The following is a 24194-nucleotide window of genomic DNA, read 5'->3' as shown; positions in this document are numbered from 1 at the left end:
TTCCTGCGATCAGTTGCCATGAAGACGTTTAGCTTCAATGACATCCGGTAATTGATTGGTTTTCGCCAATATCCGTCCCAGTACTTGCAGGTTATAAATCTCAATATTCATATCAATGGTGGCAATCTGCTGCTTTACATCACTGCGGCTGCTCACCCCAAGCACGTTCACCTTTTCATTCGCCAGGATCGTGGTGATATCACGCAGTAATCCACTGCGATCATTCGCTATCACACGCACAATCAGTGAGTAACCACTGGAATAGCTTTCTCCCCAAACTGCATCTACCACCCTTTCAGGCGCACTTGCCTGCAAATCCGCCAGTTGTTCACAATCAGCCCAGTGGATGGAAATTCCCCGGCCACGGGTGATAAAGCCGACAATCTCATCCCCCGGAATTGGCTGGCAGCAACGGGCAATGTGATGCATCAGGTTACCAACACCTTCTACCACAATCCGTCCGTTATCTTTAGCAGAACTACGCTGCGGATGTGATTTGTTCTCCAGATTGCGAAGCGCTTCCCGATCTGCATCCTCCGCCGTGGTTTTATTGAGTTTGCTTTGCAGAAAATTAGCCAACTGGTTGATACGGATATCACCAACACCCACTCCCGCCAGCACTTCATCAAGGGTATGAACGTTATAACGCGCAATTAGCAGCTTTTCCGCTTCTTTCAGGCTGATATCCAAGTGGGCCAGTTCGTTATCCAACATCTGACGGCCCGCAATGATGTTTTTATCCCGATCCTGTTTACGGAACCAGTTATGAATTTTCGCCCGACCACGGCTGGTGGTGACATACCCCAAGTTTGGATTCAGCCAGTCACGGCTTGGGTTCGGTTGTTTCTGTGTGATGATGTCAATTTGATCGCCCATCTGCAATTGATAGCTAAATGGCACAATTCGACCGCTGATTTTCGCCCCAATACAACGATGCCCTACATCGCTGTGAATATGGTAGGCAAAATCCAGTGGCGTAGAGCCAGCAGGCAGATCAATAACATCGCCTTTCGGCGTAAATACATATACCCGATCATCAAACACTTGGCTGCGAACCTCATCCAGCATCTCGCCAGAATCGGCCATCTCTTCCTGCCATGCAATCAGTTTACGCAGCCATGCAATACGTCCTTCATACCCCGCTCGACCAACCGCCGTCGCACCCTCTTTATATTTCCAGTGTGCAGCTATTCCCAATTCCGCATCTTCATGCATCTGACGGGTACGGATCTGAATTTCCAGTGTTTTACCATTCGGCCCAAGCACTACGGTATGAATGGATTGGTAACCATTAGGCTTCGGGTTAGCAACATAGTCATCGAATTCATCGGGCAAATGACGATAGTGAGTATGTACTATCCCCAGTGCCGCATAACAATCCTGTAAACGTTCAACCACAATCCGCACAGCCCGGACATCAAACAACTCATCAAATGCCAGCGATTTTTTCTGCATTTTGCGCCAGATGCTATAGATATGTTTAGGTCGTCCGTATATTTCAGTTGTTACGTTCTCTTTGAGCATATATTTACGCAATGTGCTGACAAAGTGATCAATATATTGTTCACGATCAATCCGACGCTCATGCAGTAAGTTAGCAATTTTTTTATATTCATCAGGATGGAGATAACGGAAACAGTAATCCTCAAGTTCCCATTTGAGTTGACCAATCCCCAAGCGGTTAGCGAGTGGCGCATAAATATTGGAACACTCTTTAGCAACCAGTACTCGATCATCTTCAGTCGCCTCTTTCACTATCCGCAGATGGGCAATCCGTTCCGCCAGCTTGATAACAACACAGCGAAAATCTTCTACCATTGCCAGCAGCATCCGGCGGACATTATCAACCTGTACGGAACAGGTTGAATCATTATGCGTGGCTTTTAACTGACGAATAGCATCCATATCCATGACGCCTTTCACCAGATTGATGATCGCACTGCCAAACACCTCTGTGACGGTTTCACTGTCGAGCAATTTGGCGTCAACCAGCGGAAACAGCAGCGCAGCGCGCATACTGTCATTATCCATACTCAGCGTAGAAAGGATCTCAACCATTTCTACGCCACGCCATAACAGAAGTTCTGAATCAGGATGATTTTGCGCTTTTTCGTGACAATAACGCCAGGTTTCGGCTAATCTCTCACCCAATTGAAGATTCGCTATATTTAAACTGGCGATCCACTTATTTACTGCAAACTCTCCCGCAGGGGTTAAATGAGCACTTCTTACCGCAACCATAATCTCTCCTGACTACTTCACAGCGTCTACCCAACCACGACCTGGCGGCTAAATAGCGCCATTGATTCCAGATGACCTGTATGCGGAAACATATCCAGCATCCGCACACTAATAATATGATAGCCAGCCTCAAGCAGAATCTTACTGTCCCGCGCCAATGTTGTTGGATTGCAAGAGACGTAGACCACTTTTTCAGGGGCCAGCTCGACGATGTGTGACATGACCCCTGCTGCACCAGCACGCGCCGGATCTAATAAGACCTTGTTAAACCCCAGTTTCGCCCAGGGTTGACGATGTATATCCGCTTCCAGGTTTTCATGGAAGAAAGATATGTTATCCAAATTATTTAATCTGGCATTATATTGCCCATTCGCTACCAGCGTGGCAACCCCTTCTACTCCGACCACCGCCTGCACTATCCGGCCAATAGGTAAGGTAAAATTTCCCATACCGCAGAACAGATCGAGCACTCGGTCATTCGGTTGTAAATCAAGCCACGCCATCGCCTGAGTAACCATTTGTTGATTCACTTCATCGTTAACCTGAATAAAATCTCTCGGACTGAAAATTAATTTCAGGCCAGCTACCTGATACCAAGGTTCCGGCTGTTCATTCAGTGACTCAATTGAAGTTTCATCTGCCGCCAGATAGACAGCCACATTGTGCTGCACAGAAAACGTGCATAACCTTTCTTTATCTTCCCCTTTCAGGGGATCAAGGTGGCGCAATATCATCAATGGGCCGTTATCTGCCAGCACTAATTCCACATGTCCCAACCGTTTAGCCGCTTTCAGATCATTCAGACACTGAGATAGCGGCTGCAATAACCGTTCCAATTCAGGTTGTAAAACAGGGCATGTTTTTATCGCAACCAATTCATTGGATTGATTCTGACGAAACCCCATCACCAATTGACGTTGTTTTATCTGATAATGTAAACCAAGCCTTGCCCGACGCCGGTAACCATATTCAGGGCTGAGAATCACCGGCCTGGCAGAGACAGTGATGCCGGTTTCCCGACGAATAAGATGTTCCAAAACACGGGCTTTACTCTCACGCTGTAAATCAGGAGCAACATGTTGTTGCTGACAACCGCCACATATTTCAAAATGCGGGCAGCGGGGATTTACACGATATGGACTGTCAGATAAACGCTTAACCAACTTTGCTTTTGCAAACTGGCGCTTCTCTTCCGTTAGTTGTACCTGTGCCTGTTCACCGGGCAATAATCCGGCGACAAAAATGGTTTTACCCTGATAACGAGCTACGCCCTGTCCTTGGGCATCCAGATTATCAGCAGTGACTGTGATGATTTGCCGGTTTACTGTTCGGCGATTGGGGGAATAAAATTGCACCATGATTCTTACGGACTATGAATTATTAAGTTCTTATTTTCCCATAATGGACGCCTATGACCAAATATAGCTTACGCCTTCGCATGATGAGCCTGATCCTAGTGCCGATTTTACTGGTTGGCATGTTTTTCAGTATATCGTTTCTCTGTTATCACTACCGTGAACTGAAAAACCAAATCGTTCGCTCTGGGGTCAGTATTATTGAACCGCTTTCGATTGCCAGTGAAATCGGGATAAACCTGAATAACCGTGAACGCGTCAACTCATTGATAACCCGGCTTCATCGCAGAAATTCTGAGATAGTCCGGGCGATTGCCATTTTTAATGATGATAATCAACTATTTGATATATCAAACTATAAATACAATTCAGCTCAACTACAGATCGCACCAGGTATGCCACTGCCAACAACCCTGACAAAAATGGAGGTCAAAAACAGTATTATTTTACGCATGCCGATTATCTCAGAGCGCCATTTATCTCAGAATCAACAGAATGCGGATACCCCATATCTACATCCAATTGGTTATATCGCTATTGATCTTGATTTACGGTCAGCTCACTTACAGCAATATAAAGAGATAGTTATCTTTATATTGCTATTACTGATTTGCCTTGGCTGGGCATCACTGTTTGCCTACCATTTGGTCCACAAAATCACAAAACCTATCAGCGATATGGTCAGTGCTGTTGATAGAATTCGCCAGGGGCAGTTAAACAGCCGTGTCAACGGGAAATATTTTGGTGAATTGAATACGCTGAAAAATGGCATTAATGCCATGGCAAAATCGCTTTCCAGCTATAAAGAAGAGATGCAGAACGATATTGATCAGGCAACTTCAGATCTGCGTGAAACGATGGAGCAGTTCGAAATTCAGAATGTTGAGCTGGCAATAGCAAAAAAACGCGCTCAAGAAGCCGCCAGAATAAAAACAGAATTTCTGGCAAATATGTCCCATGAATTACGCACACCGCTTAATGGCGTCATTGGTTTTACCCGCCAAACACTGAAAACCTCTCTGACAGTACAGCAAGCTGAATATCTGCATATTATTGAACGTTCTGCCAATCATCTGCTGAATATTATCAATGATATATTGGATTTTTCCCGGCTTGAAGCGGATAAGCTGATACTGGAAAACATTCCATTTCTTCTACAGAATACAATTGATGAGGTGATGGTTTTGTTGGCACCCAGCGCCAAAAATAAAGGCATTCAGCTAACGCACAACGTTAATCCCCAAATACCAAATCTGGTCATAGGCGATCCTACGCGTCTCCAGCAAATACTCACCAATATCATCGGTAACGCCATTAAATTCACTGAACAAGGTTGTGTGGAAATACAAATCAATCTGATACAACAGCAATCCCATAAAATCAATTTAGAGATCACGGTCAGAGATACCGGCATTGGTATCAATCCTGAACAGCAACCCCATCTATTTCAGGCTTTTCATCAGGCAGATGCCAGTATTTCCCGCCGTTATGGTGGTACCGGCCTTGGTCTGGTGATTACCCGGAAACTGATCCGCGAAATGGGCGGCAATATCAGTTTTACCAGCGAGCCGAAAAAAGGTTCCGTTTTTCGTTTTGATTTGTGGCTGGGAAAAGATGATTTCATTCTAACCGGCTCTGCTGTACCACAAAAAACGATTATCCAATTCCCGCGTTTACCCATGACAGTCATGGCCGTTGATGATAATCCAGCCAACCTCAAACTAATCGGCTCGTTACTGAAAGACGTCGTAGAAAAAACAGTGACATGCAGTAATGGGGAAGACGCTTTACAATCGGCAAAATCTCACCATTTTGATGTCATTCTGATGGATATCCATATGCCGGGTATGGATGGCATCTGTACTGCTGAACGCATCCACCAGCTACCACAACACCGTAATACCCCGATTATCGCCGTCACAGCCTATACCTGCCGGCCAAAGGGCGATGCAGATCAATTGCCATTTGAAGATTTTCTGACCAAACCTCTGGACGAAGATGGCCTGAGAACAGCGCTAAACCGTCACATTAAAACAGCGGAATCACAACATGTTAATTGGCGGTTAGCCCTGCAACAGGCAGAAGAAAAAGAACAGTTAGTGATAGAGATGATAAAAATGCTGGTGGATTCTCTGCCGGAGATAAAAGCAATCACAGAAAAAGTTTTATCCGGGGACATTGTTGACGATTATCAGCAGCAAATCCATAAGTTGCACGGTAGTTGCTGTTACAGCGGCGTGCCACAACTTAAGGCACTCTGCCAATTAATTGAACAACAATTACAAAAAAACATTCCATTAACCGATATAGAACCTGAATTACTGGAGTTGACAGATGAAATTGACAATGTACTTGCCGCTGCCCAAAAGCTATTGAGTAACGGCCAAAATATCAGTTACACACAATAAATTTACGATATTCTTCGTAAGCATAATTATCTGTCATGCCACTGATGTAATCCTGAATAAGACGGGCGCGGTAGTAGAATTCCATCAAGTCTTTTTCAGATTCGTCAGTGGCGATCATTCCTTCTACCGCTTCGTTATAAGCCAAGCGATGTTTGGTGGAAAGTTTGTGCAGCAACCGGGTTTCAATAAAATAATCTTTATGGAAATTGTTCTGGTTTAATTCCATAAAACTCTGGCGGGACATCTTCAATAACGGCCAATAAAAATCCAATAACCCATTGATAATTTTATACCCTTTCAATTCCAACTCTTCAATTTCCGGATGATTAAACACTCTTTTACAGGCAATGTCTTTCAGCGTTTTAAGCAACCGATGCTCCTCGCTCTTATCTTCAAGTAACGCTTGATTAAATGAACCCTCAAAAACAGCAGGCAGATGATCAATAAAACGACGGGCAGTGTAAGGTACCAACCTGCCGGTAATAAAAACCCGCAAATACATAAAAAATTGGTCCTGCTGACTTCGACGTAATTCGTTGCCACTCGTTCTTTTATAAGCTTTTCTGATCGTAGCGTCGAACAGATCGCCAGACCGATGACCACCGTTTTCTTCCCACTCCTGTTCCAAATATTCCATCAAGGTATCTACGCCAAAAATACCTTTTTCAACCGCATCATCCAGATCAGCAAGGCAATAAGAGATATCATCTGCGGCTTCCATAATATAAGTCAGTGGGAAACGACAGAATTCCCCCATTTTAAGCTCGCGGCGCAATTCACGGACAAAATTCTCTTCCGACCAATAAAAGCCCGGTTTTTTCATCAGGTAATTAAACTGATCCAGCTCCTTTTCAAGACGAAAGGCAGGACAAGTATATTTTAGAATGCAACCAATCTGAGCATAAGTCAGATTGAATTTTAACAGGCTGTGTACCATACGGATAGCCTGAGCATTCCCTTCAAACTGACATAAATCTTTACGTAACTGGCGACGGAAAAGATCTTTTTTCACCTCCCCGCACAAACGCAATGCAGGTATTTCACATTGATCTTTTCGCTCAATATGTTCCAGGGCAAAATTAAGATCGAGCTTTCTGGCAAACCAGTTTTTAATTGCCGCTTCACCAAAATGACCAAAAGGTGGATTACCAATATCGTGCATTAAACAAGCCATTTCAATCAGGCTCTCAAATGACAACAGCCGTTTATCCAGCCGGTATTGAACTAGCAAATTACGCGTTTTCAGTTCATTGATAATCGTTTTCGAAATATAGCGGCCAATCTGTTGCACTTCCAATGAATGCGTCAGGCGACTGCGGACAGCGGCATTATTTTCCAGAGGAAAAACTTGTGTTTTCTGCTGTAAACGACGAATAGCCGCTGAATTCATAATCCGCCCGCGATCACTTTCAAACTGGCGAATAACTTGTTCTTCATCATTAGGATCAACATCATAATGACTGTATTTACGTTGATAATTAAGCTTCTGACTAAAGTCTATCCCGGACATTTATCCCCCGACTTTTGAGATAGCACTGTTTTACACCACAGATTATCTGATTGTTCTGCATTAAATGTTAAACTCAGGAACTGAATGATTTTATATGATTAATTAATCAACAGCGAGTATGACACAATGAAAGTAGGCGTGATAGGTGCTATGGAGCAAGAAGTGACTTTACTGCGTGATCAAATTGAAGATCGCCAGACACTGTCACGGGGTGGCTGCGAAATCTATACCGGTAAGCTCAACGGCGTGGAGATCGCACTGTTAAAATCCGGTATTGGTAAAGTTTCTGCTGCAATTGGTACGACTTTACTGCTTGAATATTGTCAGCCTGATGTGATTATCAACACAGGCTCCGCAGGTGGCCTTGATCCGGAATTGCAAATCGGTGATATCGTGGTATCCAGCGAAGTTCGCTATCATGATGCTGATGTCACCGCTTTTGGCTATGAGCCTGGTCAAATGGCGCAATGTCCCTCTGCGTTCCTGGCGGATAACCAGCTGATCGCACTGGCAGAAAAATGTATTCGTTCACTGGATTTGAATGCAATACGTGGGCTGATTTGCAGCGGTGATGCATTTATTAACGGTGCGAAACCACTGGCACGTATCCGGGCGACTTTCCCACAGGTTACAGCAGTAGAAATGGAAGCGGCAGCGATAGGGCACGTCTGCTACCAATACAACACACCGTTTGTTGTGGTACGTGCAATCTCTGACGTAGCAGATAAAGAATCTCATCTCAGTTTTGATGAATTTCTTTCTGTGGCAGCCCGCCAATCCACATTAATGGTCAACGCAATGCTGGCAACACTGAGTCACGATAAATAATATTTTATTGACAGAATCACGCCCTGATTAATACTTTCAGAAGATATCAAGGGCGTGTCTGCTCCGCCTGGAACATTCATGATATTTATATATTAAAAGGCATACTTTCATGAGATGGATAAAAAGCGCAGGTTCAGTTTGGTTATCGCTTTTACTGTTTCTCAGTGGTTTCAGTCATTATTTGTATGCCATGCCTTTACGGGTCATCAGCTTATCCCCGTCAACTACAGAATTAGCCTATGCTGCCGGGTTAGGCGACAATCTGCTCGCAGCCAGCGCTTATTCTGATTATCCGCCCCAAGCCAATAAACTTGAGCAAGTGGCTAACTGGCAAGGCATTAATCTGGAACGTATTATCACACTGAAACCCGATCTGATTCTGGCATGGCGTGGTGGTAATCCCCAACGGCCATTGGAACAACTCGCCTCTTTTGGTATTAAAATCTTTTATTCCGACCCCAAAACCACTGAACAGATAGCTCAGGATTTGGAACGACTGGCCGAATACAGCCCCCATCCTGAGCAGGCAAAAAAATCCGCAACTGAACTTCGTCAACGGTTTGCCGCTCTGAAACAAAAATATGCCTCAACCACACCAAAACCTGTCTTTTTACAATTCGGCACTCAGTCTTTGTTTACTGCTTCAGGACAAACACTGCAAAGTGAAGTGCTTTCAATCTGTGGTGGCAGAAATATTTTCGCTGACAGCCCCGTTCCCTGGCCGCAGGTAAGCCGTGAGCAAGTACTCACTCGGAAACCTGAGACGATTGTTATCAGTGGCGGGCCGGAACAAGCCAGATTAATTGAAAATTTCTGGCATCCTCAATTGAGGGCCAAAGTAATTACATTGCATGAAGATTGGTTTCATCGCGCAGGGCCTCGTATCGTGCTGGCTGCTGAACAACTATGCCGGCAATTGAACGATAAGGGGTCCGGATAAAGTAATAGTTTAAAGGGATTGCAGGCATATCCCGAAAATGGGTCATATCGTTCACAGACCCATTGCGGGAAACAACCTAGAATCAGATACTGAAAGAAGAACCACAACCGCAGGTTGTCTTAGCATTAGGGTTGGTGACGATAAAGCGTGAACCTTCCAGACCTTCGGTATAATCAACACAACCGCCAACCAAATATTGCAGACTCATCGGATCAACAACCAATTCGACACCCTGTTTCTCAATGGTCATATCGCCTTCATTGATCTGATCATCAAAGGTAAAACCATACTGGAAACCACTGCAACCACCACCTGTGATATAAACCCGTAAACGCAGGTTCGGATTTTCTTCATCCGAAACTAAGATTTTCACTTTACTGGCGGCAGCATCAGTAAACTGCAAAGGTAATGCTATATCATCGCTCATCATTTTTTACTCCAAACCGGAACCCGGCAAAGACATTCACAAGACAACAGAAATTTGCCGATTTATTAATAATTCGAATTATCTAATACCTGGTTAGTTCGTTCAAGTTTTGTCATTTTAGCAACTCATGAATAGCTAACAAGTTGTCTGAGCATCTTTTAACATTGAGGTTAGCCCTTGATGAATCAGCGAATCCAAAACGCGCTAGTGAAAAGAGCAAATGAGACCACCAGTACAGCCGCCAACAGATATGCAGAGTTCAGACGATATCAATAAGCACCTTCTGGACTCTGGATTAAGTATAGTTCAATCATCAGTCAATCAATTCACTATAAAAAGGAAAATTTATTGATTTATCATGATTATTAGTTACTTTATTAAGTATTTATTAAAGTCACCATGCGGAGTTCTTATGCAAAAAATATTACCACTTATGCTGGTCGTCACCCTTGCAGGCTGCGTAGCCCATAGCAAGCAAGTCGATATCGATAGTTATACCTCGAAGAAAGTCGATAATATTATAGAAAACCAGGTAAAACCGGGAAATAAAGACAATCCTGGTGAAATGATAAAAAATATCTCTTATCAGTTTCTCAATACGCCTTATGTCGCAAACAAACTGGTCGGCTCCCCAACTGAACCTGAAAAATTAGTTATAGATTTTAGCGGCCTGGACTGTTTTACTTTTCTTGATTACGTAGAATCGCTAAGGAAATCAAATGACCAACAGGATTTTATCAAGAATCTCATCCAGACAAGGTATATCGACGGAAAAATCAGTTTCTTGCAAAGAAAACATTTCTTCACGGACTGGTCCACCAGAGAAAAATTAAATGCCAAAGATGTGGCGGATGCAATAAGTTCTTCTTATATAAAAATCACAAAAAGTCTGAATAGAAAAGCTGATGGCGGCGAATATATCCCCGGACTTAGTGTTATCAACCGAGATATTAAATATATTCCAGGTAATAAGGTGAATGACTCCGTTATCAAACACTTAAAGACGGGAGATTATATAGGAATATATACACATCTTGCCGGGCTGGATGTCACGCATACCGGGATTTTTATTATGACAGATCATGGCCCAATGTTTAGAAATGCGTCTTCACTTGCAGCGAATAAAAAAGTAGTCGATTCGCCATTCCTTGATTATGTAAAGAATAAACCCGGAATTATCGTTCTAAGACCATTATAATCGGTGAGACAAGCGATAAACCCACTTAAAGATACATTCAGGAGCTTTTAATGAGCCAATCCGAAATCCTCTATTCTCAGGCCAAACAGCTTATTCCCGGCGGTGTTAACTCCCCGGTACGTGCATTTAATGGCGTTGGCGGTACGCCTCTGTTTATTAAACATGCTAACGGCGCCTATCTCTATGATGTTGATGGCAAAGCCTATATTGATTACGTCGGCTCCTGGGGGCCTATGGTATTGGGGCATAACCATAGCGCTATCCGTAATGCAGTCATCAAAGCCGCCGAACAAGGGTTAAGTTTTGGCGCCCCCACTGCCGCTGAAGTAGAAATGGCTCAATTAGTGACTGAACTGGTGCCATCAATGGATATGGTGCGCATGGTCAACTCAGGCACAGAGGCGACCATGAGTGCTATCCGTCTGGCTCGTGGATATACCAACCGCGATAAGATCATCAAATTCGAAGGTTGTTATCACGGCCACGCTGATTGCCTGCTGGTAAAAGCCGGTTCTGGCGCGCTGACTATCGGCCAACCAAACTCTCCGGGGGTTCCGGTTGATTTCGTCAAACATACACTCTCCTGTACCTATAACGATTTGAACTCAGTGCGGGAAGCATTTGAACAATATCCTGAAGAGATAGCCTGTATTATTGTCGAACCCGTTGCCGGTAATATGAACTGTGTGCCGCCACTGCCAGAATTTCTACCCGGTCTGCGCGCACTGTGTGATGAATTCGGCGCTCTGCTGATTATCGATGAAGTGATGACAGGTTTCCGCGTCGCCTTATCCGGCGCGCAATCTTATTACAATGTAGAGCCTGACCTGACTTGTCTTGGCAAAATCATTGGTGGTGGTATGCCCGTTGGCGCTTTCGGTGGACGCTATGAAGTGATGGAGAAATTAGCGCCAACCGGCCCGGTTTATCAGGCGGGAACCTTGTCCGGCAATCCAATTGCTATGGCTGCGGGTCTTGCCTGCCTGAACGAAGTTTCTCAACCCGGTGTACATCAGCGTCTGACTGAACTGACAGATAATTTGGCTGCTGGCCTGACTAAAGCAGCAACAGCGGCTGGCATTCCGCTGGTAGTTAACCATGTCGGCGGTATGTTTGGCATTTTCTTTACTGATGCGGAAACAGTCAGTTACTATCAAGATGTGATGAATTGCGATATTGAGCGTTTCAAACGTTTCTTCCATCTTATGCTTGACGAGGGTGTATATTTAGCACCTTCCGCATTTGAAGCGGGTTTTATGTCTATCGCGCATACGGATGAAGATATTCAGCGTACTGTGGATGCCGCCGCCCGCTGCTTTGCCAAACTGAAATAATTTCTTCGCTATCAAATTATAGCGCCGTATTTTTACGGCGCTTAAGATATTGATAAACCGTGAATTAATTATTGATCAAACATCTCCCGCAACCAACCCGGCGCTTGTTCTTGTTGCTGAACAGGCTCTGATGTTGCTGCTTGCTGACACAAACTCTGTGGATCATAAGTCCAGACAGGCAATGTTCTCCAGCCACTGCCACCGCTACAATTAAAGCTGCCATCTTGATTAACTGCCATATCGACAATTCCCTCCGGCGGAATGTTGTTCAGCACCAGCGGTGTCTGATTTTCCAGATAACGGCGATACACATTTAACGCGCCAGTGGCGCCGGTCAGATTAGTCGGATCGTTGTTATCCCGGCCAACCCATGAAATCACCACTTCTTTGCCATCAATCCCGGCAAACCAGCTATCACGCAGATCATTGGTTGTACCAGTTTTACCTGCCAGATTATAACGGCCAAATTTACCCGTCAGAGAACGGGAAGTCCCATTCGCCACAACCTGCTGCATACCATACAGCGTCAGGTAAGCCGCCTGAGCCGGTACAGCCCGTTCAGCCTGCGGGTAACTCTGATATATCACAGCGCCATCCTCTGCAATGACAGAACGTAACGCAGAAAGCGTCGCGCGATTGCCGCCACTGGTCATCGTCTGATATTCCTGAGCCACTTCCAGCGGCGTCAAGCTGAGAGAACCCAGTAACATCGCCGGAACCTGCTGGATAACGTCTGCCGGAACGCCAAGCCGGATCAGTGTGTTGCTTACATGATCAAGGCCAACAGCCAATCCAAGATTTACCGTCGGAATATTCAGTGATCTAGCCAGTGCATCCACCAACATGACTCGACCACGGAAACGGCGGTCATAGTTTCTCGGCTCCCAAACCTTACTGTTCGGCTGTTTCACAGAAAGGGGTTCATCCGCCAGCCAGGTATTCAATCGATATTGATCAGGTTCACTCAGGGCAGCCAAATAAGTAGAGGGTTTTGCTAAAGAACCAATCGAGCGGCGCGCCATCATGGCCCGGTTAAATCCGGCATACTGCGGTCGAGAACCGCCGACCATCGCCCTGATTTCACCACTAATGCGATCGACAACCACCATTGCCCCTTCAAGATCAGCGATTTTGCGGGTTTTTCTCAGGTTAGCAATTCCCTCTTCCACTGCGTTTTCAGCCGCATCCTGGGATACCGGATCAAGAGTCGTAAAGATTTTTACGCCAGATAAATCATTAATTTTATTGCCCAGCTTATCCTGCAATTCCTGACGAACCCGCTGCATAAACGCAGGTTGTGGCGTGATGACACCACTTTTCGGTTTTACCCCCAGTGGGCGGGCGCTCAGTAGTTTATACAGATCCTCATCAATAATTTGCTGATTTTGTAAAAGTTTAAGCACCACATTACGGCGCTCAAGAGCCAGTTTAGGATTACGCCACGGGTTATAGAGTGAAGCACCTTTCATCATGCCGACCAGCAACGCCTGCTGATCCAAACTCAGTTCATCCACTGGGCGGCCAAAATAATAAAGGCTCGCCAACGGAAATCCCCGGATCTCTTCATCACCACTTTGCCCCAGATGAACTTCGTTCAGATACAATTCGAGAATACGATCTTTGCTATAGCGGTAATCCATCAAAACCGCCATGTAAGCTTCATTCGCTTTACGCACCAACGTACGTTCATTGGTCAGGAACAAGTTTTTGACCAATTGTTGCGTCAGGGTACTTCCCCCCTGAACGGTACGCCCCGCCGTCAGGTTAGCCAGCATCGCACGCCCGATAGAAAGGATACTGATACCATCATGTTGATAGAAATGACGGTCTTCTGTCGCCAGCAAGGTATTGACCAGTAACTCCGGGAAACCTGAACGCGACACAAACAACCGCTGCTCACCATTGGGTGACTGCAACATGGTAATCAGCTTCGGATCAAGACGGAAGAAACCAAACTGACGCTGATTTTCTATATTTTCTATCCCTGCCAAACGGTTATCACTGAAAGTCAACAGCGCGTGGATCTGCCCTTCTTTACTGTCAGGGAAATCAAATGGACGGCGCAGCATTTCAATGGTTTCGCCTCTGACAGAAAACTCCCCAGGACGGGTAATTTTCGTCACCTGACGATACTGCATTCCTTCCAGCAGATGTACCATCTCTTTTTTACTGTAGTTCATGCCCGGTTCAAGGTTGACCATCCGGCCATAAACTGCCGCAGGCAGATCCCAGACTTTTCCGTCAATACGGTCACGGATTTTACCATCCAGATAAACACCATACCCCCCCAGCAATACAGCAAAAACAATAAATATCTTGAATAACAGCCAGAACCAACGCCACTTTTTCTTAGGTGGACGGGAATACGTTCCTCTTTTTGTCATGGGTTGATCCTCTTCATCATCGTAGTCGTCATCTTCGTAGCCATCATTATCATAATCATCATCCAACAGATGCCGTCTTTTCGATAGAGGTTCACGGCGGGATAGCGGTTTCTTGCCTTTACGTCCGATTGGTCGACGATCTTCACCAGACATTCCAAAATTCTCCAAAGCCATTCAAATGCTGAATAATGGGTATTCATATCTTTTTTAATGAATTTATTCGCCTGCAAGAAAGTTCTTAAATTTCTACTGCGAATATTTTTTTACCCGCCGGGTTGGCGCCGTACTTGCCGGATCATCCGGCCACAGATGTTTTGGGTAGCGCCCTTTCATTTCTTTTTGCACTTCCCGGTATGCTCCCTGCCAAAAAGCAGCCAAATCTTGTGTGATCTGCAATGGTCGCTGGGCTGGCGATAATAATTCAAGCGCCAATGCTACCCGCCCTTTTGCCAACGATGGACTTTGCTGCTCACCATACATTTCCTGCATCCGCACTGATAATACAGGGGGTTTATCACTGAAATAATTGATTGCTATCCGGCTGCCGGTAGGAACAGTGTAATAAATGGGCAGCTCATTATCCAGACATTGGCGCTGTTGCCAATCCAATAAACCTGCCAATGCCGGCAACAAATCAATCTGTTTTAAACCTTTCAAATCACGCACATCAATAAGAAACGGCATTAACCAATGATCAAGAGAATCCATCAACGAATTATTATCTACCGCAGGCCACTGTATTTCAGGCAACCATTTAGCCGCACATTGAATACGGGTGCATAATTGCATAGCCTCAGGTGACCAATTCAGCGCTTGTAATCCTTCACTTCGTAACCAGTTTAGCAGGGCCTGTTGTAATTGTTCAGCTGAAGGTTTTGCCAATAGTTGCGCTTTTACTGTCAGGCTCCCACATTGCAGCCGTTTCCATGCCCGCAATGTTCCTTTATTGTCATCCCATGCAACGATATTTTGTTCACAGAATAAATTCGGTTGTTGCTGTACCAATTGTTCAATATCCAACGGACAAGCCAACAGAATACGGGCGTCAGGACTCCTGCTATTTTGCAATAGCGAAGGCACCACCAGCCAGGATTCATCGGATAATTTTTCTTCATAATCAATCATCGCCCCCAGACCATTAGCCAATTGAAAACGACCATGCTTATCCCGGTTTTTGGCTATTCTGTCAGGGAAACCCTGAACCAATAACATTGCAGCTGATCCACGGGCTGGCTCTCCAAAAGCCCCTCCCATATTTCTGGTCAACTGTTTTGCCCGCCGTAACCACTGAGGCTGACGCTGTTCAACCCAATAAGTGATATCCGGCTGACCATCACGAGGCGGTTCTTCCAGAATCGCTGTCAGCATAGCGGCGGTCGCCAACGCATCGGCTCCCTGTTCCAAACCGGCACATAATATCGCGGCAAGGCGTGGCTCACTGCCAGACTCCGCCATTTTTCTACCCCTGGGCGTCAACTGATTGTGATGGCTTACCGCGCCTAGCTGTAATAAAAGCGATTGGGCTACCGCCAATGACGCCACAGGAGGCGTATCCAGCCAATGTAATTGGGAAGTGTCACGACATCCCCACTGCAATAAGGAGAGCCATAAGCTACTGAGATCAGTATTCAAGATTTCAGGTTCACTGTGCTCTGCTGCTCTTTCTGCCTGTTCCTGGCTGAACAGATGCCAGCAAATTCCAGCTTCCAACCGCCCTGCGCGGCCAGCCCGTTGTATCATAGAAGCCTGACTGATGCGTTGAGTGATCAAGCGGGTTAGCCCATTTCTGAGTTCAAAACGTGTTGTACGCTCAAGACCGCTATCAACCACCAACCGGATACCCTCAATCGTCAGGCTGGTTTCTGCAATGTTAGTCGCCAGAACAACTTTACGGCGTCCAAACGGTGAAGGTTCGATCGCTTTTTGCTGTTCAGCCAATGATAAAGCACCATATAACGGACAAAGATCGATATCGGCAGAAACTTTTCCTTTAAGCAGTCCAAATATCCGTTGAATTTCTCCACTCCCCGGCAGAAACAACAGTACAGAACCTTGCTCTTGCTGGAGTAACCGTAATACAACAGTGGCTACACTCTGTTCAAAAGGCTGGTGAGCAGGTAAAGGATGATAATTTCTGGTGACAGGAAAGCTACGCCCTTCAGAAATAATCACTGGCGCATCAGGTAGTAAAGAAGAGAGCCGCTGATTATCCAACGTAGCCGACATGATCAAAATCCGCAGATCATCCCGCAACCCTGCCTGTACATCCAACAACAATGCCAGCGCTAAATCAGCCTGTAAGCTGCGCTCATGGAATTCATCCAGAATCACCAGTGAAACACCTTCCAGCATCGGATCTTGCTGTAACATACGGGTTAAAATACCTTCTGTTACCACTTCAAGACGGGTAGCCGTGCGCACTTTCGTTTCTGAGCGCATCCGATAACCCACGGTCTGACCGGTATTTTCATTCAGTTGAACCGCAAGACGATTGGCAACGCTGCGAGCGGCAATCCGCCGTGGTTCTAACATAATAATACGTCCGGAAAAATCCGCTCTTTTCAGAATTTCCAGTGGCAAACCCGTAGATTTCCCGGCACCAGCAGGCGCATGAAGCAGCACCTGCGGTGAGCTTTTCAGCACACTCAGGACAGACTCAACGACCTCATATACAGGCAATAAAGACACAAACACTCCATTAAAGAAAGTTAACTTTCAGCGGCCAACATTGTAGCATTGCCTGCTTCAATCTTATGCCATCAGTCATTAAGGAGTTTTTATGGAATTCCATCCTCCCTTACAATCCGCAACGCTAATTCGTCGTTATAAACGCTTCCTGGCTGATGTCATGACACCGGAAGGTGAAATACTGACTATCCACTGCGCCAACACGGGTGCGATGACTGGCTGTGCTACGCCGGGAGATACCGTTTGGTACTCCACATCTGACAATCCAAAGCGTAAATATCCCAACAGTTGGGAATTGACCGAAACGCAGGATGGTCACTGGATTTGTGTCAATACGCTCAGAGCAAACGATTTAGTGGCCGAGGCGATTCAACAAAATGTCATTTCAGAATTTTCTGAATACAAAAAAATGAGCCGGGAAGTAAAATATGGCGAAGAGAGCAGCCGGATAGATCTGTTGTTGCAGGCAGAACAGCAAGTTAACTGCTATATCGAAGTGAAATCCGTGACGCTTCTCCAAGAAAATTGTGGCTATTTCCCCGATGCTGTTACTACCCGCGGGCAGAAACACTTACGGGAACTACAACACATAACGGAACAAGGACAAAGAGCAGTTTTATTTTTTGCAGTTTTGCATTCTGGCATCAGGCAAGTCGCGGCGGCTGCGCATATTGACCATAATTATTCATCTCTTTTGGAACAAGCGCGAAATTCTGGAGTCGAAGTTATCTGTTACCAGGCAAGCATTACAGGAAAAGGGATGGTTTTAGGCGATAAGTTAACTTTTGTACTAAGTCGTTAATTTATTGATTGACCTAATATTTACAGTCAAGTTGTACAGGGTGTAAAGTCATTCACTGCGTTTGTCTTCACACCATTGTGAAACTAATGGCAGGAACAATTGCCAACCCATGCTCCATCTGCTATTTATAGCGGCCTGTTTTTTTCCCCGCTAGGGGTTCGTTTGATAGTGCGTGTGTTAGGAGAAGTATTATGCAAGAAGGGCAAAAACGTAAAACCTCGTCCTTAAGCATTCTCGCCATCGCTGGGGTAGAACCTTACCAAGAGAAGCCAGGTGAAGAATACATGAACGATGCCCAGTTGGCGCATTTCAAGCTAATTCTTGAAGCATGGCGCAATCAGCTCAGGGATGAAGTAGATCGTACTGTATCTCATATGCAAGATGAGGCAGCGAACTTCCCAGACCCAGTTGACCGTGCAGCGCAGGAAGAAGAGTTCAGTCTTGAATTACGTAACCGTGATCGTGAACGTAAATTGATTAAGAAGATCGAGAAAACACTGAAAAAAGTCGAAGACGATGATTTCGGTTTTTGTGAATCCTGTGGCGTTGAGATAGGCATCCGTCGTTTGGAAGCCCGTCCAACCGCAGATTTGTGTATTGATTGTAAAACCCTGGCCGAAATCCGTGAAAAGCAGATGGCAGGCTAATTAATGGTGTTTTGATACGGCGCCTTAACGGCGCCGTACGAACAATCCTCGCTGATCCCTGTATGATAAAACCTGAACGTCCCCGCGCTTATATTGGGCGTTTCGCCCCTTCACCTTCTGGTGATCTTCATTTTGGTTCATTAATCACCGCAATTGGCAGCTATTTGCAAGCCAAGGCTTGTCAGGGAAAGTGGCTGATACGAATTGACGACATTGATCCTCCAAGGGCGATTCCCGGTGCCGCCAGCCGTATTCTCCACGCTCTTGAACATTATGGGTTACATTGGGATGATGAGATTCTCTATCAATCTCAGCGCCATGAGGCTTATCGTCATATACTTAATCAGTTGCAACAACAGGGCTTAAGCTATTATTGCACCTGCACCCGTCAACGTATTCAGCAAGTTAATGGTTTTTATGACAGAAACTGCCGTGAATTAAATCTGCCTGTCAATCACGCAGCAATCCGGTTAAAACAAAGCAACCCTGTTTATGGTTTTAAAGATAAGTTGCAAGGATACCTGAACGCCGATCCTGCCATGGCTGAGGAAGATTTTATTATTCATCGTCGTGATGGCCTATTTGCCTATAATTTAGTGGTCGTTATTGATGATGATTACCAAGGTGTGACTGAGGTAGTCAGAGGCGCTGATTTAATTGAGCCAACTGTCCGCCAGATTGCACTTTATCAGCAATTAAATCTCGGACTACCCGATTATATTCACCTGCCACTGGCTCTGAATAAGAACGGCAACAAACTTTCCAAACAGAATCACGCCCAGCCAATCCCACTGGATGATCCCCGGCCGTTATTGATTGAAGCATTATCTTTCCTTAATCAGCCTGTCATAAAAAACTGGCAAGATCTTTCCCGCGATCAATTGTTGCAAAAAGCAACAGCACGTTGGGATCTGGACCGAATTCCACGGCAAGGTAAAATATACAGGTAACGTGAATAAAGTTAAGCTTAGTCATAACAACCATTCTCAAAAAATACACAGTAGGCTATGATTAGCTGCTGTTTTTTATTCGTTTTATATGATTAGTTACTTATCGAGGTGTACCATTTTTAACCGAGTAGCAAATTTCTGCCGTAATTTATTGATCCGCGAGGGGAAAATTAACCGCGAGCTACAGGCAGCCAGTGAAAGGCCAGTCACCGTATCTGACCATTCTACTCAGGAAGAGTATGTAACTCTTCACTCTAATCGCCAAAACCCCCATCAATCCTCATCCAACGTGAAAACACAAAGGAAGGTTGAGCAGGAGAATCTGCATTTGGATTTACCAATAACGGTAATTCCACGGGAGCAGCACAATATTTCCCGCAAAGATATCAGTGAAAATGCCCTGAAAGTGCTTTACCGTTTAAATAAATCCGGCTTTGAAGCTTATCTGGTCGGCGGTGGTGTCCGTGACTTACTCCTCGGCACACAACCGAAAGATTTTGATATTGCAACCAATGCAACACCAGAACAAGTTCGTAAGTTATTTCGCAACTGCCGTCTGGTTGGACGCCGCTTCCGTTTAGCCCATATTATGTTTGGCCCGGAAGTGATTGAAGTCGCAACATTCCGTGGACCACATGAGCAGACTGATTCTGATGACAAAAATCAGTCACAACAGGCTCAGAGTGGTATGTTGTTACGGGATAACATCTTCGGTTCAATTGAAGAAGATGCTATGCGCCGTGATTTCACCATTAACAGCCTCTATTATGGCATCAACGATTTCTCTCTGCGTGATTATGCCGGTGGCCTTAATGATCTAGAAACGGGTGTTATCCGTTTAATTGGCGATCCAGAAACCCGTTATCGGGAAGATCCGGTAAGAATGCTGCGTGCAGTTCGTTTCGCCAGCAAACTGGATATGACAATCAGCGAAGATACCGCCGAGCCTATTTCCCGTCTGGCTTTTCTGCTGAGCAATATTCCACCAGCCCGTCTGTTTGAAGAGTCGTTAAAACTGTTGCAAACAGGTCAAGGTTACAGCACTTATAAACTGCTGCGCGAATACCGCCTGTTCCAACCGCTATTCCCATTGGTTCAACGCTATTTCACCGAAAATAACGATTCACCTATGGAACGTATGCTCAATCAAGTTTTGAAGAATACCGACTATCGGTTACAAAATGATAAACGGGTCAACCCGGCGTTTCTGTTCGCTGCTATGCTTTGGTATCCATTGGTTGAGCATGCGGAAAAGCTGTCTCAGGAAAGCGGTCTGGCTTACTACGACTCCTTCGCCCTGGCGATGAATGATATTCTGGACGAACAATGCCACTCTATCGCCATTCCCAAGCGCCTGACAACCATCATGCGTGATATCTGGCAATTGCAGTTACGTCTGCCGCGCCGCCATGGCAGACGAGCAAACAAACTGATGGAACACCCTAAATTCCGTGCCGCCTATGATCTGCTGGAACTGCGTGCCAATGTCGAAAACCGCAATGAGCTAAAAGACCTTGCTCATTGGTGGGGAGAATTCCAGCAAGCCAATGCATCACAACAACGAAGTATGATTTCTGAGTTGGGTAGCGATATTGTCCGTCGTCGTACACGACCACGTCGCCACTATAAACCGAGACTGAGCAGGGACAACTGATCATCATGACCCGTGTTTATATCGCTGTCGGCAGCAACCTGGCAGAACCTGTGCAGCAAGTAAAAAATGCACTTGCTGCATTAAAAGATTTACCGAAAACAGAGTTTATTGCCAGCTCTTCATGGTATCGAACCAAACCGATGGGGCCACAAAATCAGCCTGATTTTCTGAATGTGGCGGTGGCACTGGAAACCACTCTGGCACCGGAAGAGCTGCTCAATCACACTCAGGCGATTGAACTGGCTCAGGGACGGGTAAGAAAAGATGAACGCTGGGGGCCAAGGACACTTGATCTGGATATCATGCTATTTGGTGATCAGGTGATTAATACCGAACGTTTAACGGTGCCCCATTACGGACTGAAACAGCGCGAATTCATGCTCTGCCCGTTGGCTGAAATCGCCCCTGACCTGATATTTCCTGATGGGGAAGCTTTATCTGAAAGACTGAAACATATCCCGGAAAACGGCCTGGTACTCTGGCAGCTGTCACAGCCCTCAGATCCTAATCATTGCAGATAAGGATCTCAGTTCAGTCCGTGGCCGATTTCTGTACATAACAAGAAAAATTGCAGGAGGAAGATAGATAATGAAACCCATCACCATGGCTGATCTGAATCAGCTCAAAAAAGAAAAACGTAAATTCGCCACGATTACCGCTTACGACTCCAGCTTTGCCCAGCTATTTGCCGGGCAAGATATTGATGTCATGCTGGTTGGTGACTCACTGGGTATGACATTACAAGGGGCTGATACCACCATCCCAGTGACAGTCGAAGATATTGTCTACCACACTCGTTGCGTCCGTGCTGGAGCACCCTATACTTTCATTATTGCCGATATGCCTTTCATGAGTTATGCGACACCAGAACAGAGTTGTGAAAACGCCGCCAAACTTATGCGTGCCGGGGCTAATATGGTGAAAATTGAGGGCGGCAGTTGGTTGAGCGATACCATTAAGATCCTTACCGAACGTTCCGTACCTGTTTGCGCTCATTTGGGGCTAACCCCTCAGTCTGTTCATGTTCTTGGGGGTTATAAAGTCCAAGGACGTGATGAAAAATCGGCTAATCAATTGATAAAAGATGCGATTACCCTGGAACAAGCGGGTATACAATTGCTGGTGCTGGAATGTGTCCCTACTGAATTAGCTAAACGTATTACCGATGAATTACAAATCCCGGTGATTGGTATTGGTGCCGGTAATGTGACTGACGGACAAGTTTTGGTGATGCATGACGCCCTGGGAATTACCGCCAGACCACCTAAATTTGCGAAAAACTTCCTTGAAGAAGCAGGAAATATGCGTGATGCCATCCGCCTGTATAAAGAACAGGTAGAAAGCGGCACCTACCCTGGTAAAGAACACTCATTTAATTAATAAATTACCCTTGTTAGCCCGAAGACTTTGAACACATTAAGGAGTATTAAGCAATGCTGATTGTCGAAACAGTACCGATTCTACGCCGTGAAATCCGCCGCTGGCGTCAGGAAGGGAAACGCATTGCATTGGTGCCAACAATGGGTAACCTGCACGATGGTCACATGACGTTAGTTGATGAGGCCAAAGGGCAGGTAGATATTGTCATTGTCAGTATCTTTGTTAACCCGATGCAGTTTAATCGTCAGGATGATCTGGCAAGATATCCGCGCACCTTACAAAAAGATTGTGAGAAACTTCACCAACATGGTGTCGATCTAATCTTTGCTCCTTCCGATAAAGAAATATACCCCAATGGTATGGAGCATCAGACGTATGTTGAAGTTCCTGAACTTTCTACCATACTGGAAGGTGCCAGCCGTCCCGGTCATTTCCGCGGTGTTTCAACCGTGGTGAGTAAACTGTTCAATCTGGTGCAACCGGATTTAACCTATTTTGGCGAGAAAGATTTTCAGCAATTACAACTTATCCGCAAAATGATTGCTGATCTGGCTTATGATATTACTTTGGTTTCAGTGCCGACGGTACGCGATAAAAATGGCCTGGCGCTGAGCTCGCGTAATAACAATTTAACAACCGATGAACATAGAATTGCGCCAGAACTCAGCAAGATCATGAAATCTATCGCTGAAAAAATGGCGCAAGGTGAACGCCACACAGAACAATTGCTCGCTCAAGCTTCCGAACAGCTACGTGAAGCGGGCTTTATGCCTGATGAGTTGTTTATCCGTGATGCCGAAACTCTGGCACCGTTGAATACCGAAAGTAAAAACGCGGTTATTCTGATGGCCGCTTGGTTAGGACAAACCCGATTGATTGATAATCAGCGGGTCGATTTAACTCAATAACAGTTTGTTCTGTCAGACATTATTGACGCAGAAAAATAAAATAACAGGTTCTAAGTTGTCATCAAATCAGGAGAAAACCATGTTGCGCACTATGCTACAAGGGAAATTGCACCGAGTGAAAGTCACTCAGGCAGATCTGCATTATGAAGGTTCCTGTGCAATTGATCAGAACTTTATGGATGCAGCCGGTATTCTGGAATATGAAGCCATTGATATCTATAACGTGGATAACGGCGAACGTTTTTCCACTTATGCTATTGCCGCTGAACGTGGTTCCAGAATCATTTCAGTCAACGGAGCCGCGGCTCACCGTGCTCAGGTAGATCATAAGTTAATTATCTGCTCATATATACAAATTTCTGACCAAGACGCCCGTCATCATAAGCCTAATATGGCTTACTTTGACGGTGATAATATTATGAGTCGTATTGCCAAAGCCGTTCCAGTTCAAATAGCCTGAATACAAACCACATGATCAATAATGGGTAGGTTGTGAAGACATTATAAATAAACTTCCCCTACCCATCACCACCACTTAAT

19 protein-coding genes are annotated in these 24194 nt (G+C 45.4%); 13 read left to right on the top strand and 6 right to left on the bottom strand.

Going from position 1 to position 24194, the window contains the following annotated elements; genetic code table 11:
- Positions 1–9 precede the first annotated feature (9 nt).
- Both relA and rlmD read right to left on the bottom strand, forming a co-directional pair.
- Positions 10–2241: a GTP diphosphokinase gene (relA, locus tag LGZ99_RS09090; RefSeq protein WP_036840273.1), complete on the bottom strand. Its 2232-nt coding sequence runs from the start codon at positions 2239–2241 to the stop codon at positions 10–12.
- A 26-nt stretch (positions 2242–2267) separates the two neighbouring features.
- A complete protein-coding gene (gene rlmD / locus LGZ99_RS09085) occupies positions 2268–3599 on the bottom strand; it encodes a 23S rRNA (uracil(1939)-C(5))-methyltransferase RlmD (RefSeq protein WP_021323124.1) in 1332 nt (443 codons plus the stop codon).
- Positions 3600–3652: 53 nt separating this feature from the next.
- On the opposite strand from rlmD, the gene LGZ99_RS09080 reads away from it, so the two are divergent.
- Complete coding sequence (locus LGZ99_RS09080; RefSeq protein WP_036840271.1) at positions 3653–6004, top strand: ATP-binding protein; 2352 nt, start codon at positions 3653–3655, stop codon at positions 6002–6004.
- Here the strand turns inward: LGZ99_RS09080 and dgt are convergent.
- A complete protein-coding gene (gene dgt, locus LGZ99_RS09075) occupies positions 5988–7514 on the bottom strand; it encodes a dGTPase (RefSeq protein ID WP_036840269.1) in 1527 nt (508 codons plus the stop codon). The genes LGZ99_RS09080 and dgt overlap by 17 nt on opposite strands.
- Before the next feature lie 126 nt (positions 7515–7640).
- Between dgt and mtnN the strand changes: the two genes are divergently transcribed.
- Positions 7641–8342 carry a 5'-methylthioadenosine/S-adenosylhomocysteine nucleosidase gene (gene mtnN, locus LGZ99_RS09070; RefSeq protein WP_036840268.1) on the top strand — a complete coding sequence of 234 codons (702 nt, stop codon included), beginning with the start codon at positions 7641–7643 and terminating at the stop codon, positions 8340–8342.
- Positions 8343–8451: 109 nt separating this feature from the next.
- On the top strand, positions 8452–9282 hold the full coding sequence (gene btuF, locus LGZ99_RS09065; protein ID WP_072008867.1) for a vitamin B12 ABC transporter substrate-binding protein BtuF: 831 nt from the start codon (positions 8452–8454) through the stop codon (positions 9280–9282).
- 82 nt (positions 9283–9364) lie between these two features.
- On the opposite strand, the gene erpA is transcribed toward btuF, so the two are convergent.
- A complete protein-coding gene (gene erpA, locus LGZ99_RS09060; protein ID WP_031280637.1) occupies positions 9365–9709 on the bottom strand; it encodes an iron-sulfur cluster insertion protein ErpA in 345 nt (114 codons plus the stop codon).
- 412 nt (positions 9710–10121) lie between these two features.
- Between erpA and LGZ99_RS09055 the strand changes: the two genes are divergently transcribed.
- Together LGZ99_RS09055 and hemL are read left to right on the top strand one after the other, a co-directional pair.
- Complete coding sequence (locus LGZ99_RS09055) at positions 10122–10907, top strand: DUF1460 domain-containing protein (RefSeq protein ID WP_036840266.1); 786 nt, start codon at positions 10122–10124, stop codon at positions 10905–10907.
- Positions 10908–10957: 50 nt separating this feature from the next.
- Positions 10958–12241 carry a glutamate-1-semialdehyde 2,1-aminomutase gene (gene hemL / locus LGZ99_RS09050; RefSeq protein ID WP_036840264.1) on the top strand — a complete coding sequence of 428 codons (1284 nt, stop codon included), beginning with the start codon at positions 10958–10960 and terminating at the stop codon, positions 12239–12241.
- Between the two features lie 68 nt (positions 12242–12309).
- On the opposite strand, the gene mrcB is transcribed toward hemL, so the two are convergent.
- Entirely contained in the window at positions 12310–14778 is a 2469-nt protein-coding gene (gene mrcB / locus LGZ99_RS09045; protein WP_036840261.1) for a bifunctional glycosyl transferase/transpeptidase, read from the bottom strand.
- A gap of 93 nt (positions 14779–14871) precedes the next feature.
- Positions 14872–17313 (bottom strand): ATP-dependent helicase HrpB, encoded by a 2442-nt coding sequence (gene hrpB / locus LGZ99_RS09040; protein WP_036840259.1) that lies wholly within the window; start codon positions 17311–17313, stop codon positions 14872–14874.
- A gap of 91 nt (positions 17314–17404) precedes the next feature.
- Here hrpB and sfsA point away from each other — a divergent pair, with 91 nt between their 5' ends.
- The 8 genes from sfsA (at position 17405) to panD (ending at position 24114) form a co-directional block, all read left to right on the top strand.
- Positions 17405–18115 carry a DNA/RNA nuclease SfsA gene (gene sfsA / locus LGZ99_RS09035; RefSeq protein WP_036840257.1) on the top strand — a complete coding sequence of 237 codons (711 nt, stop codon included), beginning with the start codon at positions 17405–17407 and terminating at the stop codon, positions 18113–18115.
- Positions 18116–18306: 191 nt separating this feature from the next.
- Positions 18307–18762 (top strand): RNA polymerase-binding protein DksA, encoded by a 456-nt coding sequence (gene dksA / locus LGZ99_RS09030; RefSeq protein WP_036840254.1) that lies wholly within the window; start codon positions 18307–18309, stop codon positions 18760–18762.
- 62 nt (positions 18763–18824) lie between these two features.
- Positions 18825–19712 (top strand): tRNA glutamyl-Q(34) synthetase GluQRS, encoded by an 888-nt coding sequence (gluQRS, locus tag LGZ99_RS09025; protein ID WP_036840252.1) that lies wholly within the window; start codon positions 18825–18827, stop codon positions 19710–19712.
- 151 nt (positions 19713–19863) lie between these two features.
- Positions 19864–21366, top strand: coding sequence for a polynucleotide adenylyltransferase PcnB (gene pcnB, locus LGZ99_RS09020; protein ID WP_231398169.1), 1503 nt, complete (start codon positions 19864–19866; stop codon positions 21364–21366).
- Positions 21367–21371: 5 nt separating this feature from the next.
- Entirely contained in the window at positions 21372–21887 is a 516-nt protein-coding gene (gene folK / locus LGZ99_RS09015; protein WP_036840249.1) for a 2-amino-4-hydroxy-6-hydroxymethyldihydropteridine diphosphokinase, read from the top strand.
- A gap of 67 nt (positions 21888–21954) precedes the next feature.
- The gene (panB, locus tag LGZ99_RS09010) at positions 21955–22746 is read left to right on the top strand and encodes a 3-methyl-2-oxobutanoate hydroxymethyltransferase (protein WP_036840246.1); all 792 of its coding nucleotides are present in this window, start codon (positions 21955–21957) and stop codon (positions 22744–22746) included.
- 53 nt (positions 22747–22799) lie between these two features.
- Positions 22800–23654 (top strand): pantoate--beta-alanine ligase, encoded by an 855-nt coding sequence (gene panC, locus LGZ99_RS09005; protein ID WP_036840243.1) that lies wholly within the window; start codon positions 22800–22802, stop codon positions 23652–23654.
- Between the two features lie 79 nt (positions 23655–23733).
- On the top strand, positions 23734–24114 hold the full coding sequence (gene panD, locus LGZ99_RS09000; RefSeq protein ID WP_036840241.1) for an aspartate 1-decarboxylase: 381 nt from the start codon (positions 23734–23736) through the stop codon (positions 24112–24114).
- Positions 24115–24194 lie beyond the last annotated feature (80 nt).

The sequence above is a fragment of the Photorhabdus temperata genome, from assembly GCF_025384845.1.
Taxonomy (GTDB): domain Bacteria; phylum Pseudomonadota; class Gammaproteobacteria; order Enterobacterales; family Enterobacteriaceae; genus Photorhabdus; species Photorhabdus temperata.
Note: the sequence above shows the minus strand (reverse complement) of the source record. Positions and strands in the feature narration are given on the sequence as shown.

Bases quoted from the DNA above. Each gene is read 5' to 3' on its own strand.
- mtnN (WP_036840268.1), top strand. From the start codon at position 7,641: ATGAAAGTAGGCGTGATAGGTGCTATGGAGCAAGAAGTGACTTTACTG.
- btuF (WP_072008867.1), top strand. From the start codon at position 8,452: ATGAGATGGATAAAAAGCGCAGGTTCAGTTTGGTTATCGCTTTTACTG.
- rlmD (WP_021323124.1), bottom strand. From the start codon at position 3,599: ATGGTGCAATTTTATTCCCCCAATCGCCGAACAGTAAACCGGCAAATC.
- dgt (WP_036840269.1), bottom strand. From the start codon at position 7,514: ATGTCCGGGATAGACTTTAGTCAGAAGCTTAATTATCAACGTAAATAC.
- erpA (WP_031280637.1), bottom strand. From the start codon at position 9,709: ATGAGCGATGATATAGCATTACCTTTGCAGTTTACTGATGCTGCCGCC.
- mrcB (WP_036840261.1), bottom strand. From the start codon at position 14,778: ATGTCTGGTGAAGATCGTCGACCAATCGGACGTAAAGGCAAGAAACCG.
- folK (WP_036840249.1), top strand. From the start codon at position 21,372: ATGACCCGTGTTTATATCGCTGTCGGCAGCAACCTGGCAGAACCTGTG.
- hemL (WP_036840264.1), top strand. From the start codon at position 10,958: ATGAGCCAATCCGAAATCCTCTATTCTCAGGCCAAACAGCTTATTCCC.
- panB (WP_036840246.1), top strand. From the start codon at position 21,955: ATGAAACCCATCACCATGGCTGATCTGAATCAGCTCAAAAAAGAAAAA.
- relA (WP_036840273.1), bottom strand. From the start codon at position 2,241: ATGGTTGCGGTAAGAAGTGCTCATTTAACCCCTGCGGGAGAGTTTGCA.
- sfsA (WP_036840257.1), top strand. From the start codon at position 17,405: ATGGAATTCCATCCTCCCTTACAATCCGCAACGCTAATTCGTCGTTAT.
- panD (WP_036840241.1), top strand. From the start codon at position 23,734: ATGTTGCGCACTATGCTACAAGGGAAATTGCACCGAGTGAAAGTCACT.
- dksA (WP_036840254.1), top strand. From the start codon at position 18,307: ATGCAAGAAGGGCAAAAACGTAAAACCTCGTCCTTAAGCATTCTCGCC.
- panC (WP_036840243.1), top strand. From the start codon at position 22,800: ATGCTGATTGTCGAAACAGTACCGATTCTACGCCGTGAAATCCGCCGC.
- LGZ99_RS09055 (WP_036840266.1), top strand. From the start codon at position 10,122: ATGCAAAAAATATTACCACTTATGCTGGTCGTCACCCTTGCAGGCTGC.
- LGZ99_RS09080 (WP_036840271.1), top strand. From the start codon at position 3,653: ATGACCAAATATAGCTTACGCCTTCGCATGATGAGCCTGATCCTAGTG.
- gluQRS (WP_036840252.1), top strand. From the start codon at position 18,825: ATGATAAAACCTGAACGTCCCCGCGCTTATATTGGGCGTTTCGCCCCT.